The organism is Chryseobacterium vrystaatense (genome assembly GCF_000737765.1).
GTDB classification, from domain to species: domain Bacteria; phylum Bacteroidota; class Bacteroidia; order Flavobacteriales; family Weeksellaceae; genus Chryseobacterium; species Chryseobacterium vrystaatense.
In genome coordinates this window covers 55,971-69,354 of record NZ_JPRI01000007.1, presented here as the reverse complement: position 1 = coordinate 69,354, position 13,384 = coordinate 55,971, and the positions used below count along the sequence as shown (strand labels likewise).

Sequence of the window (13,384 nt, the reverse complement as noted above, 5' to 3'; positions counted from 1 at the left end):
ATCATTCGTCAAAAATAGTAATTTTTTAGTCCTTTAATGAAAACAGCGTTCCTGAGGAACGCTATTTTTTTATGTATAGATTATATTTTAAATTATTTGATCTGAACTTCATAAATTTTTGGCCAGTTTTTACCGGTTACCAGCATATTATCTCCTTTGAAAGCAATTCCGTTCAGAACGTCATCACTTCCTTTGGTATTCTGTCCGGCAATATCTGTAAAATCAAATGTTCCCACTACCTCTCCTGTTGCAGGATTAATCTTTAAAACCACAGGTTTCTGCCATACATTGGCATAGATAAATCCATTGTGATATTCCAGTTCGTTCAGCTGATCATAGATCTGTGAACTTCCCGCTACTGCAACATATTTGATCAGTTTTGAAGGATCGTTGACATCAAGAAAATACAAAAGTTTACTTCCATCTGATGCAATCAGATTTTTTCCGTCATAAGTAAGCCCCCAGCCCTCACCCAACACATTTGGATAAGCGAATTCTGAAAGCAGTTTCAGAGAGCTTTTATCATAGATATATCCTTTTTTGCTCTGCCACGTCAGCTGATAAACTTTATCTCCAACGATGGTGCTACCTTCCGAGAAATCCTCCTGAGCCTGCTTCGTAGATGCCAGCGGAGTTGTTGTTCCCAACGTATATTTCAGGATTTGTGAAGACCCGTTCTGTCCGTCACTTTCATAGATAGTATTTCCTTCTACCTGAAATCCCTGTACAAAATTCTTTGGATCGTGTGGATATTCTGCAATAATCTGATAGGCTATATTTTTTTCAGGATTTTTCGCAAACACATTGATGGTTGCATCCTGATTGAGGGTTTTCCCTCCTTTTGTTTTGATATTAAAGGTAACGGCATTATCTCCTAAGGTAAAGAACTTGGGATCGACCGTTAAGCTTGAAGTTTCTTTATCTCCAAAACTGATACTGATACTTTCCGCATTCTCCGTTACCTCTTTTGGAAGTTCAAGTTTATCACCGAAATGATATCCTTTTTCTACCATAGTATTGTTATATTCATTCAGCGTGCTCAGAATCTTTTCATCTTTATTACAAGATGCCAGCATCAAAACTACAGCTAAACCTACTATTATATTCTTTTTCATTGAATTTCTAAATATTTCCCCAAAAATAGCAAAATTTATTCCGTCTTGCCAATATTATCCACGGGCTGACCAAATTGTAGTATATAACCGTTATTGTCGTACACCCCAAATTCTCTCATTTCCCATTCAAAGGTTTCGATTTCGTAGCAGATCTTGGTCTTTGTTTTAAGATCTTCCCAAAGCTCTTCAACATTATCTACATTGAAATAAAATGATCCTGTAAAGCCTATTCCATTGGATTTTTCATATTCATTTTGAGAAAACATCATCTGTATGTCGTCTTTATGGAGTGAGGCCCATTTCCAGTCATCATTTCTTTCGATCAGAGTAAACCCGAGAATATGGGTGTAAAATTCTATTGTTTCCTCTATATTGTCTGTCCAAAGTATAGGACGGAGCGCCGTAAAGGTCATACTTTCTCAGATTCAAAAGTGCTTCTGCTGACTTTCATATTGAGAGAGCACCAAACTTCATTATCAAAATTGACTTCACTCATCACATCAGGATCGATCTTAAAGCCTACTTTTCTATAGCATTCAATAGCTCCTGTATTCCAGTCGTACACGTTAAGTTCTGCTGTTTCTCTATCAAAATGGCTAAATCCGTATTGCAGGAGCTCCTGTACGATTTTCTTTCCATACCCCTTTCCTCTGTTGTTCTGATCCCAGATCAGAATCCTTCCAAGCAGAAACGTCGCCTCCTTTAAAAAGATCTGCGCATGTCCGATCACATTTCCGGTGGTCTGGTCAGAAACTTTGAATAGGAATCTTTTTTCATTATTCAGATCGTTCTCCAACTGTTCTTTGGTCAGCGGAAACCGATAGGCAGGACCAGCAAACTGAAGAAGAGCTCTTTTGTCTTCAATCCTGGAGATCAGTTCAGAAGTGTCCTGTATTTTAAAAGTTTTCAGCTCAATCATTTACTTGTTTTTCTACATATTCTTTCATCCCCTTTCCGATAATTGCATTCCAGCCTTCTGTAAAGCTTGCTCTGGAAAAAGCTTCACCTAAACCATCAAAACCTTCGATGTTCTCATGAATCAATGTTACCAGCGTTCCGTCTTCTTCCTTCTGAAGCTCCCATGTTACTGTAGTAACCGCCTCTGAAAGTTCAGGATATGTCCAGGTATGCTTCAGTTTCCGGTTGGGTACAATTTCTAAAATACGTCCGCGATGAAGATATTTACCTCCCTCGGAGGATTCATAAAAATCAAATTCATTACCCGGTTCCGGTTCGAAATCCCGGATTGTAAAGTACCAGGATTTCATTTCCTCTCTATCGGTTAACGCTTTCCATATACTTTCGGTGGAAGCATTTATTTTGTACTGAACAATGATTGGCTTATTCATACTATCAGGTTTAATTATGATTTAACTGTGCGAAAATCCCGTAATCTTTGCTTCATCAAAATCCAGCTGCATTTCTATAGATCGCATCACGTGATCATCAAATATTTTTTCTTTTTTCATTCTGTGCAGCTCATTTCTCTGAGCCTGAATGACCTGTCGGAGTACATCTTTGTTTTCATTGATTGCATTGACATAATCTCCGGTAGAGGCCATACACTGGGCTTTATCTGCCATTAGCATCATTTCAGTTTCCAGTTTATGTTTCTGATGACGTACCAGTGTATTGGTCACTGCCAGATCGGAAAAATCATTTTCCAGTTTGTGCAATGCTGTTTCTTTCAGTTTGCGCATCAGAATTACTTCCTGTTTTTCTTCCGGAAGTTCGCTTCCGGCGTCATCTATTTTCAACCATTTCAAGATAGGAGTCAGAAGAAGTCCTTGTCCTACCAGTGTGATTAATATAATAACGAAAGTTACGAATAAAATGATATTACGGTGTGGAAAAGCATCTCCATTCGGTAAAAATGCAGGAATTGAGAGCGCGGCAGCAAGCGATACAACGCCCCTCATTGCTGCAAAACTTATGATGAATGGTTCCCTCCAGTCCGGTTTGGGAACTTTTAGCCTTAATTCTTTTGAGCAGAGTCTCGGGAAATACATCACTGCATAACTGTACAGTATTCTTGTGAAAATAATAGCACCTCCAATCACTACACTGTAAAAGATTCCCTCTGAAATCGTATAATCTTTCATCGCGGCAACGACTACCGGAAGTTCAAGACCGATCAGGATAAAGATAATGGTATTCATCAAAAATATGAGTACACTCCATACATTTCCGGACTGTATCCTTGACGTATGACTGAGGTAGCAATGTGAATTATAAGACATTAAAAGTCCTCCGGCCACTACAGCCAAAACTCCTGAAAAATGAAAATGTTCCGCGCCCACATACATGATATAGGGAACGATCAATGTAATTACGGTGTCAATATTGGAGTTGGAAGGAATGATCCTCAGTAAAGCTCCAAATAATAGCCCTGTAGCCACTCCAACGGCTACGCCACCCACAGCCATAGTAAAGAAATCCTGAATCGCATCTCTCCAGATAAACTGTCCTGAAATCACAGCTGCAAGAGCAAATTTAAAAACAATTAAACTGGAAGCATCGTTGATCAGACTCTCTCCTTCAAGGATACTGGTAATTTTTTTAGGGATCTTCATATGTTTCAACACTGAAGTAGCAGCTACTGCATCAGGCGGAGAGTTTACACCTCCCAGCAGGAATCCCATCGCAACTGTAAGTCCCGGAATAATGGAAGACGAAAGATAGGCGACGACTATGGAAGTAAGAAATACAAGACCGAAAGCCATTGAAAAGATCTGCTTTCTCCATTTGTGAAAATCCTGCCATGAAGTAAACCAGGCGGCTTCAAACAAAATCGGAGGCAGGAAAATAAGGAATACAAGATCGGGTTCTATTTCGATATGTGGCATTCCCGGGACAAGGCTGATCAGAAGACCGGCAATCACGAGGAAGATCGGGTACGCTACTTTCAGCTTTTGTCCTATCATCACCAATATCATCACAGACAGTAGGACTGCAATGGATATTATAACATAACTGTGAATCATTTTGAGTTGTTTTTTTAAGTTGTTTTTTGATTTCAATGTTGTTAACGCAAGGCTGTTAACACTCAGCTAAGGCTGGATTTTAAATTTTTCTTTTTGGGTTTAACGTAAAGATTCAAAATTTTCGGCAGGTGTTTTTAAGACGCGAGAAAATTTTGATTTTTCAGCCAGCCTGTTTTTTCTGTCCTTTTTCTTTAAACCGTATAGTTTTATGAAAACCTGTAAATTTTGTTTTAAAGTACAATATTGTTCTTTGGAGTAATCGCTGGCGGAAGATCAGATTCATCCAGCATATCTCTCATATCAATTTCTATGGTTCGGCTGATCTGGGTAATCGGCACGTCATTCGGGCTTCCTTCAAATGGGTTTACAGAAGCTTCTCCTACACTGTCCAGCGTATGGAAGCACCACGTTACCATGAGTGAAAAAGGAATATTAAACCAGATGGTCCATCCTTCAAGGACGGTTCCCTCACCTAATTTATCAAGTTCTTTCAATAATCCAAAAGGCACAAAAAGAATAAACAACAGCAAAAGGTAGGTTGTGATCGATGAAAAGTTCCGTGGATAAGGAAAGTTTTTGATTCTTTCTGCTTTTCCCTGATCGTCTGTAAATTTCACCAGCTGCTGATTGATCTGTGTCCACTGAAAATCATTGATATCGCCTTTGGAATATAATTCGGATAACTCCTTACTCTGGCTTGCCATCAGCTGTGTTGCCCTGTTCTTTTTACTTAAAATATATTGAAGTTCGGTTTCGGAAAGGTAATTTTTCAGTTCATCATCTATCTTGGTTAACCTTTCCGGAATATCATATTTTTTAGAATATTCGTCATATTGTGCAGTTCCCATATTCTCCCAGGCTCTTGGCTCGCGGAGCTGAAAACGCAATGCTGTAAGCCATGCATAATGACGCTGAAACATTTCTTTTACTTTTTGAGGATCTTTTCCTGAAAGTGCATCTCTCAGGATGTAGCCAAAACTGCGGCTGTCATTGATGATTGCTCCATAAATCTGCCTGGCTTCCCAAAGCCTGCTGTAACTCGCATTGTTTTTAAACCCTACAATAAAGGCTACTGCTGTTCCCAGAATGGCAATAGGCTGCCAGGGAACGGAAACAAATTTCCAGCCTGAACAATATAAAACGGTTGGGACAGCTGCTAATATCGTCAAAACATAGATACTGCGTCTTGTCCACGTGGCGAATTCCAACGCCCCAAATCTTTTCCCTGAATGCATATGTGTTTATTTGTTTTTTGTGTTGATTATACTTCTTAAAGTAACAGTTTCTTTTCTTCATCACAGCATCCGGCAAAGACTGTCTTTATTAATTTTTATTAAAAGGAATATTATTATAAAAACCGATCTGAATCTGACCGCGGTTCCTGTTTTCCTGAATCTGGTTCATATACCCTGCTTCTATTCTCATATTTTTATTGATCACATATCCCAAAGCTCCATATACTCTGTTTCTATCAAAAACGGGACTGTCAAAATTCAGAAATATCTCATTGTATACTGAAGCATACAGAGATTTCGGAAGCATTTCTTTATGGGTAATCGGTATATTGAGTCCTATCATATAACGGAATCTCATCCTGAAATCATCCTGCAGAAAACGTTCTTCCAAACGGTATCTGTGCTGCAGATTAAAACGTCCGAATTTCTGTTTTGTGATAAACTGCTGGAAGATTCTATGCTCTATATTTTCTTTTTTTTCACCGTTTACATAAGGCTGACTTAAAATAAAACCATAACCCAGCAAAACATTATTGTTATTTTCGGTTAGGTCATACCCGATTCCTGTACGGATCAGCAACTGTTCGAGATCTCCTACTGCATCAAAGTTCCGGTATTGGATTTCATTGTGAAGATTCAGCTTCCTGCTGATCTTATTATTTCCGAAATACATATACCATGCTCCCAAATCATTTTTCTGTGCAGAGGCTGCTATTGACCCCAGACTTAATACTGTCAATGCCAGCTTCGTAAAGACCTTTCTCATAAATTTCAATTACTATTATCTATCGTACACAACAAAATTAATAATTAAAATCAATAATTGCAAACAATAAATATTTTACGCTGTAAGCTTTATGCAGTAAGCCACAGACGCACTTATTGATGTTTTAGCCTGGAATCTTTTCTACAAGGATTTCGATGCCTTCCGTATCAAAATAAGTACAGGTCATTGCATTCAAATCCATTTTCCAGCCTTCTACTCCATTGTCTACGCAGTCATTGTAAAATGTGAGATAATCTGTTCCTCCCTGTTGGTGCAGCTTTAGTCTTGTTTTAAACTGGTCAAGGTTAACGATACCTGAAATACTTCTTACTCCATCATCTTTACCTCTAGTGGACACGGAGCTATTTTCCTGATCAAAATAATCTACACCTCCATCAGCAACGGAAACTATATAATAGGAAACCCCCAGTTTCTTTATTGCCTGAATATAGTTAGGAAAATCTGCTCCGCTTTTTACTTTCTGATGCTCTGCTTTGATCTGTTCAATTGTAAATTTCATCTCTGTTTTTTTTATGCTTGAGGCAGTAAACTTTATCACCACGCCCTACCTTTAATTTTTAAATCCTGTGGCTTTACTTCAAATTTAAAAATTTTTGGAATGCAAATGTATCATAAAATAAAAACCGGCAGATATTTCCACCGGTTCATTTTAATTATATTTCATATGCAAAATATGAATCTTAAGGATGTTGCTGTGCTTTCGCAGGGTCGTCGTAGTTTACCATCCAGTTGATGTCGAATTTATCGGTAAACATTCCGAAATACGCTCCCCAGAAAGTATCAGCCAGAGGCATGGTTACCTGTCCTCCCGCAGAAAGTCCATTGAATAATTTATCTGCTTCTTCTTTAGATTCTGTGTTGATGGAAATAGCCAGATTATTTCCTACTTTCAACTGAGATGCCCATTCTCCGGCCGTATCACTCCCCATTAAGATGGTTTCTTTTGAGATTGGAAGAGAGACGTGCATAATTTTGTTTTTGTCTTCTTCAGAAGTTTCTTTGCCTTCCACCGGAGGCATTTCCCCAAAAGTTCCGATGTAAGGATATTCTCCTCCGAAAACTGATTTGTAGAAATCGAATGCTTCTCTGCAGTTTCCACTAAATGTTAAATAAACGTTTACTGATGCCATGATTGTTTTTTTATAAGTTAAGTTTTAATGAGTCTCTGTTTAAGGTTTTTCAGACAATTCCTTTAACCTGGAAAGGCCTTTCTGGTAATCTTTCCCAATCGCATTTTCCATATTCATAAACATTTTCATTACCGTAAATGGATAAGGTATTTTTGAAGTAAATCCCCATGTCACTTTACTTCCATTACCTTCCGGAACAACTTTCACATAGGCACCTGCTTCACTTTCGTAAGGTGTCAGAAATTTCATTTCTGTATCAATTCTTTTGCCTTCTGCATCTACTTTCATCACTTCCTGACAGCCTTTTCCTGCAGCAGCATTCTGACTGTCCCAGCATACTTTTTCTCCTGCCTTTCCACTGGTTCCTGTCCAGTCTTTTTTCATACCCGGATCAAGGTCATTCCATGGGCTCCACTGATCCATCGCTTTTAAAGTATTTGTTTGCTGCCATACTTTTTCTGAGGGTGCATGGATGGTTATTGACTTTTCATACACACAGTCTCCGGAGATAAAAGCTGCTACGACCATCCATAAAATAAGGATAGAAGCAAGAACGAGTATGATTTTTTTTAATATTTTCATAAAGGTGAATTATCTGTGCTGGTCAATTAAGATCATATTTCCATCCGGATCCTTCAGGAAGATATGTTCCGGTCCTGAAGAACTTTCATCAGCAGCTTTCTCAAGCGCTACTCCATTTTCTTTTAAATGTTTCTGAATATCGCGTACATCATCAAAAGAATCCAGATTCTGGGCATTTTGGTCCCATCCGGGATTGAACGTCAGCATATTTCCGTCAAACATAGCCTGGAAAAGCCCAACCAGAGTACTTTCGTTTTTCATGATCAGATAATTCTGTTCCATTGTACCGGCCATGACAGAGAAACCCAGTTTTTCATAAAAATCTTTAGACTTCTGAAGATCCTTTACACTTAAGCTGATTGAAAATGCTCCTAATTTCATATAGAGATTTTATATTTTTTTTGTTTTTAAAGCCAATTTACTTCCGGCAAACACCAGTGTCCAAACAAGAATTCCCAAAATCCAGAACCAAATGGGAGTAGGCAGCGAAGCCATCATATAGATGGTGATGCACAGGAAAATAACTCCACAGACAACCGCAGAGGTATGCTTCCCGTTTCCGGCTACTTTTGAAGCGGTGAACCCCGAAACAAAAGCCGCGAGAGCATAGGCTATGATAACAAAGAACAGGGCCATAAAAGGGGCATGCGCTACATAGTCTTTCATGGCTGTCATATCGCCACTTCCTGCAGCAGCGGGAGGCGGATACAACTGATGTCCAATTTTCTCAACGATGGTGATGCTGATAATTCCGGCAATGAGTCCTGCCGGAACCGCTACTATTCTTCTTAGCATGCTTATTGGTTTTTTAAACGGGTTTTAAAGTCCAGTGTTCCGTCATAACTTTTCCAGTCTCCAATAAATTCTATATACTGTCCTTCTATTTTTTCAGTTTTCTTATTCCACTTGAAGGTATAAATAAATTTACCTTTAAAAATACCGGAATGTTTTCCTTTAGGCTCTTCTGCAAGCTCATATTCTCCGAAGACTATACCTTTTCTTTTGGTATCTCTATATTTGGTAATGGTGACTTTGCCTTCGTATTTGGCATAGTTATCATCCACAAGAGAATACCCGGAAATAAAATATTCCTGGTCATTCTTTTTATTCTGTTCGGAAATATTGACCTTCAGTTTGAGTTCCTGCCCACGGTCGCCTATGGTACCGGTATATGGTTTACTATTGTTCAGCCAGACATTTGAAATATCAGGCATCTGCCCCCATGCAAAATTGCAGGCAAGAATGAGGATCCATAAAAGTTTTTTCATATTGTGATTTTATACTCCAAATTGGGAAAGATGGTGATTCAGGTGTTTGGCAAACATATTATTCCACTCATGAGATTTTAGTTTCCCAAAAGAAAATGACTCTTTATCATCAAAAGCCTCAGGACCAAGCTGCTGTGTCTTTTGAATAAAACCAATCAGTCTTCTCTTTTCTTCTTCAAAGTTTTTTCTTCCGGTAATTAAAAACTGAGGAGCTGTAGGAGAATCTCTTGGATATGCTTTTTCTCCGACTACTTTTGGCTTGACAAATGTTTTCAAAATAAATTTTGCAATAGACCCCGGCTTTTTATGCTTCTCAGGTTCATATACCATTTCATAGGAAATACTGCAGTGCGCAAGCATCTGATCAACCGTCATTTTCCCCCATAAACCGTGAGTATCCTCTACCAGGTTGTTGATCCTATCAATATAGTTTTGAGCATCTTTTGCATCAAATACATTTTCCATATTCTTTCTAATTATCTGAAAGCAAATATATCAGTTTTTTCTTTTGATTTTTACAGAGTGATGAAAAAAACGGTGACGTATTTTCGGGTGTGGATTTCGGGGTGCAGGTTATTAGACAGGAAGGCGTCAATTTAAAGGTACGAGGTATTAGTTACCAGGCAAATTACCTATGTAAATCTTAAATCCTAAGAATCTAAAACTCTTCCATACTCAACCTCTAAACTTTACAACTCTGATACATTTTCAACCTGCTCCGGGGTAGACTTTTTAAAAATAAACCAAAGTTTGATCTTTAAGGCTATCCAGCCAATAATCGCATAAACGACCAGTAGGATGCTCAGATGTTTCAGATATGGATACGTGAGTTCTACAGAACCTTTTTGTATCAATAAGATTTTAAAGGCCTGAAGGAAAGGCGTCAGAGGAATAATGTTGGCAATGAACTGTACAAAAGCAGGCATTGCACTCAACGGCCATGTGAATCCGCTGATGATAAATGCCGGGGAAGCTATAACCATCAGGATTTGAGTTGCTTTTAATGCATCAGGAATTAATATACTGATGAATACCCCTAAAAACGAAGCGGAGCCTACAAATACTGCGGTCAGCAAAATAAAATTGAGTATTCCTTCCGGCATCGGAACCCTGAATATCATATGCATAAAGTAATAGACTCCAACAATAAGAATAGAGAATATCCAAATCGGGATGACCTTGATCAGCATGCTTGGAAAAGCCCATCTTTTCATTTTTATGTATTCTTTTACGAAAGATCCTCTTTCAAATTCAGCGGCAAAACTAACGGCCATTGCCAGAAGAATAACCTGCTGAAGGACCACGGCCAGCATGGCCGGCCACATGAAGATCAGGTAGTTTCCCGTGGTGTTGAAAAGAGTGATATAATTAGCTTTGAACGGCTCATATTGTGTAGCAGCTTTTGTCGCCGGCATTCCTGCTTTCTGCAAGGCTTTAATAGATGCTCCTGCCGAGAACGTTCCTATGGTAAGCTGTAATGCTTTGGAGGCAAAATTGGCGGTAAGAACATTTCCTGTATTGACATATACATTCAGTTCCGGGTATTTTTTTTGCAGCATATCGGCTTCAAACCTTGATGGAATAATAACGACCGCTGCTGCTTCATGCCTGATTACCTCATCCTTGATGCTTAAAGGTTCCTGTGCATATTTTATGATACTGATGCTTTTATTGTCATCCAGCATATCCGTAAGCTGGCTTGATAAAGGAGTATTGTCCCGGTCGATCACCAGAACGGGTGTATTTTCCACTTTTCCGCTTTTGTAAACGAAACCCAACAGGGTAGCATAGAATACCGGGGCCAGAAAAAACACGGTCCTCAGGGTAGAATTGCCTATAAAAAGTTTGAATTCTCGTTTTAAAAGCCGGAAAAATTCTTTCATAATTATTTCAGGATAACGTTAGCATTCACCAATATACTTTTGGCCTTATTCATGTCTGTCGGTTTCACTTTAATCTCGTAAACCGCATCCTGCAGCTGATAATCAGGATAAGCAGTTGTAATGTCCGCGTACCTTGTCAGCTGTTTGATGTAGACAATCTTTCCTGCCAGATTCTCTTTATTATAAACCACCTGCATATTGACCTCCTGCCCTTTTTTATATTTTGAAATGGCACTTTCAGGAACTGTAAATCTGAAAAAAGTACTTTCGGGAATATATCCGTTAAATAAGGCAAACCCGGCCGTAGCCAGTTCCCCTGTATTCAGGCTGATGGTTTCTATTTCCATGTCATTGGTTGCGATAATGTATCTTTCGGAATAGGCTACATTGGCCTCCTGCAATGCCCCTTTTGCCTGAGAAGCCTGACCTGCTGCCATTTCAACTTTTTCCACGCGGGTCCCCCGCTGTACATCATCCAGCTCGGCAACAACAGCATCGTATTGTGCTTTTGCCCCCTGAAGTTTTGCATAGACCTCATCGTGTGCCTGAGGCGACATGAGACTGTCACGGTACATATTATTGGCTCTTCTATAAGATTTCTGAGCAAAATCATACTGCTCTTTCAAACCTTTGTATTTTGCCTGCAGCTGTCTCATCTGATCTGCTGTAGCTCCGTTTTTGGCCATCTGCTCCTGAGCGGTTGCAGCACTTACCGCCCCCTGAGCCTGAGCAATCTTTGCCGACACCTCAGGTACGTCAAGCAGAGCCAGCGTATCACCTTTCTTTACAGTCTGACCTTCGGTTACGTATATTTTTAAGATTCTTCCGGTAACCTTTGGTGCAAACGAGATCACATCTTTTTTGGTCTTGCCTTCGGAATCATTAAGGTTTTCTTTTTTTTCGCCGCAGCTCCCTACTAGAAAAAGAGCAGCAAGGAGTATGAATATATTTTTATGCATCATTTTAATGGTAAGGGATTAATAAAGTTTGGTAATATCAAGTTCCTGAGTTGATCTCATCAGTTCTATTCCTGCTCTTCTCTGATTAAAAAGAGCATTCTGATACTCGAGCTCTACAAGTTCGAGATCATTTTCAGCATCGATGAGCTGTGAAGATTTGCTCATTCCGTATCTGAATTCTTTTTCAGCCTGAATCAATGCATTTTTCGCCAGTTCTTTTTCCTTTGCCTTTAAAGTAATCTGTGCGCTTGCAATGTCATAGTTGGTTTGGTTATTCGCCAGATTCAGGGTTAATTTTTTCAGAGCATCTTCTTTTTTATTCTGAAGCACCTCTTTTCCTACTTTAGCGGTTTCTTCGGCGTGTTTTCCTTCTCTGCCGTCAAAGATTTCCCATTTAAAACCTACACCGGCTGTAAACAAAGGAAGGATATTGATATTGGTAGGCCTCCAGTCGAGTTTAGCACCTTCGTATCCTAAGGCCGGAACGGCAGGAATTACATTTTCTGAGGTTTTGATACGGCTTCCATAAAGACCGATATAATAAGCGGATGCCATCAGCTGTACTTTAGGGATCATCCATGTTCTTTCTGCTTTTATTTTATAATCGGCAGCACTGATACCGTGTTCCAGAGCGCGTACCTCAGCTCTTTGCTCAATTCCTTTTTCTGAAGATAAAAGCTCTACAGGCGAAAGTACAGGATCAATCATTCTTAAACGTTCTTTACTGATTCCTGTCAGGATATACAGCTGGGTAAGAAGGAGTTCTTTTTTTCCTTCATATTCAACCATTTTAGCATCAAGTGTGGCCTGTGCCAGTTCTATTTTCTTATGATCATAGGGAGTAATAAGCCCATAGCCTAAAGCTTTATCTGCTGTTTTACGGTTGATGTCCAGTCTTTTTTTACTTTCATCCAAAACATTCTTAGACTGATGGATCAGAGCCAGCTGGTCATATGCCTTTGAGATATTAGCAACCACATCATCTTTTGTTTTTTCGAGAAGAATATCTTCGGAAATTTTCTTTTCTTCAATGGCTTTCTTCAGGTACTTCACTTTTCCACCTGAATAGAGAAGCATTTTGGCATCTGCTTTAGCAATTCCTGAGAATCCGGAAACATTGAGATTATTGTTAAAACTTCCCTCGGGAATATTAATAAAAGGAGCGAGATTAATTTCCGGTGATGTAAGCCTTGCTGTGGCGTTTAGATATCCGACCTGTCCGCTTACTTCCAGGGTGGGAAGAAAGATATCTTTCAGTTTGTGTCCGTCAAGATCTGTGAGTTTGTTCTGGGTAATCTGCATTTTGAGATCGGAATCACGGACCATGGCACTGTCTAAAAGTTCTTTAAAGTCCGGCGCAGACTGGGCCCAGCAAAAAGCAGGGAAAGTCAAAAAACTAAACGTAAAAATCAATAAATTGTTTTTCATGGTTTATGTTTAT

The 13,384-nt window shown here is 39.2% G+C and carries 17 protein-coding genes; all 17 read right to left on the bottom strand.

What is annotated here, in order from left to right; translation table 11 throughout:
- Positions 1-92: 92 nt before the first annotated feature.
- Positions 93-1,115 carry a glutaminyl-peptide cyclotransferase gene (locus IW16_RS17210; RefSeq protein WP_034747150.1) on the bottom strand — a complete coding sequence of 341 codons (1,023 nt, stop codon included), beginning with the start codon at positions 1,113-1,115 and terminating at the stop codon, positions 93-95.
- Positions 1,116-1,150: 35 nt separating this feature from the next.
- Positions 1,151-1,528 carry a VOC family protein gene (locus IW16_RS17205; protein WP_034747147.1) on the bottom strand — a complete coding sequence of 126 codons (378 nt, stop codon included), beginning with the start codon at positions 1,526-1,528 and terminating at the stop codon, positions 1,151-1,153.
- Positions 1,525-2,034: a GNAT family N-acetyltransferase gene (locus IW16_RS17200; protein ID WP_034747144.1), complete on the bottom strand. Its 510-nt coding sequence runs from the start codon at positions 2,032-2,034 to the stop codon at positions 1,525-1,527. The genes IW16_RS17205 and IW16_RS17200 overlap by 4 nt, the downstream gene beginning before the upstream one ends.
- Positions 2,027-2,464, bottom strand: coding sequence for an SRPBCC family protein (locus tag IW16_RS17195; RefSeq protein WP_034747142.1), 438 nt, complete (start codon positions 2,462-2,464; stop codon positions 2,027-2,029). The genes IW16_RS17200 and IW16_RS17195 overlap by 8 nt, the downstream gene beginning before the upstream one ends.
- Positions 2,465-2,485: 21 nt before the next feature.
- Positions 2,486-4,099: a Na+/H+ antiporter gene (locus IW16_RS17190; protein ID WP_034747139.1), complete on the bottom strand. Its 1,614-nt coding sequence runs from the start codon at positions 4,097-4,099 to the stop codon at positions 2,486-2,488.
- 230 nt (positions 4,100-4,329) lie between these two features.
- On the bottom strand, positions 4,330-5,334 hold the full coding sequence (locus IW16_RS17185; RefSeq protein WP_034747134.1) for a bestrophin family protein: 1,005 nt from the start codon (positions 5,332-5,334) through the stop codon (positions 4,330-4,332).
- A gap of 88 nt (positions 5,335-5,422) precedes the next feature.
- Positions 5,423-6,100 carry a DUF2490 domain-containing protein gene (locus IW16_RS17180; RefSeq protein WP_034747131.1) on the bottom strand — a complete coding sequence of 226 codons (678 nt, stop codon included), beginning with the start codon at positions 6,098-6,100 and terminating at the stop codon, positions 5,423-5,425.
- Between the two features lie 124 nt (positions 6,101-6,224).
- Positions 6,225-6,620: a DUF1398 domain-containing protein gene (locus tag IW16_RS17175; RefSeq protein WP_034747128.1), complete on the bottom strand. Its 396-nt coding sequence runs from the start codon at positions 6,618-6,620 to the stop codon at positions 6,225-6,227.
- A 181-nt stretch (positions 6,621-6,801) separates the two neighbouring features.
- Positions 6,802-7,251: a VOC family protein gene (locus IW16_RS17170; RefSeq protein WP_034747125.1), complete on the bottom strand. Its 450-nt coding sequence runs from the start codon at positions 7,249-7,251 to the stop codon at positions 6,802-6,804.
- Between the two features lie 39 nt (positions 7,252-7,290).
- Complete coding sequence (locus tag IW16_RS17165; protein WP_034747121.1) at positions 7,291-7,833, bottom strand: SRPBCC family protein; 543 nt, start codon at positions 7,831-7,833, stop codon at positions 7,291-7,293.
- Between the two features lie 9 nt (positions 7,834-7,842).
- A complete protein-coding gene (locus IW16_RS17160) occupies positions 7,843-8,214 on the bottom strand; it encodes a VOC family protein (RefSeq protein WP_034747118.1) in 372 nt (123 codons plus the stop codon).
- A gap of 9 nt (positions 8,215-8,223) precedes the next feature.
- Complete coding sequence (locus IW16_RS25790) at positions 8,224-8,628, bottom strand: hypothetical protein (protein ID WP_051890385.1); 405 nt, start codon at positions 8,626-8,628, stop codon at positions 8,224-8,226.
- A 2-nt stretch (positions 8,629-8,630) separates the two neighbouring features.
- On the bottom strand, positions 8,631-9,101 hold the full coding sequence (locus IW16_RS17150; RefSeq protein WP_034747115.1) for a hypothetical protein: 471 nt from the start codon (positions 9,099-9,101) through the stop codon (positions 8,631-8,633).
- Between the two features lie 9 nt (positions 9,102-9,110).
- Positions 9,111-9,566: a DUF1569 domain-containing protein gene (locus IW16_RS17145; RefSeq protein WP_034747112.1), complete on the bottom strand. Its 456-nt coding sequence runs from the start codon at positions 9,564-9,566 to the stop codon at positions 9,111-9,113.
- A 224-nt stretch (positions 9,567-9,790) separates the two neighbouring features.
- A complete protein-coding gene (locus IW16_RS17140; protein ID WP_034747109.1) occupies positions 9,791-10,984 on the bottom strand; it encodes an ABC transporter permease in 1,194 nt (397 codons plus the stop codon).
- A 2-nt stretch (positions 10,985-10,986) separates the two neighbouring features.
- The gene (locus tag IW16_RS17135) at positions 10,987-11,943 is read right to left on the bottom strand and encodes an HlyD family secretion protein (protein WP_034747605.1); all 957 of its coding nucleotides are present in this window, start codon (positions 11,941-11,943) and stop codon (positions 10,987-10,989) included.
- Positions 11,944-11,961: 18 nt separating this feature from the next.
- Positions 11,962-13,371 carry a TolC family protein gene (locus IW16_RS17130; RefSeq protein ID WP_034747105.1) on the bottom strand — a complete coding sequence of 470 codons (1,410 nt, stop codon included), beginning with the start codon at positions 13,369-13,371 and terminating at the stop codon, positions 11,962-11,964.
- Positions 13,372-13,384 lie beyond the last annotated feature (13 nt).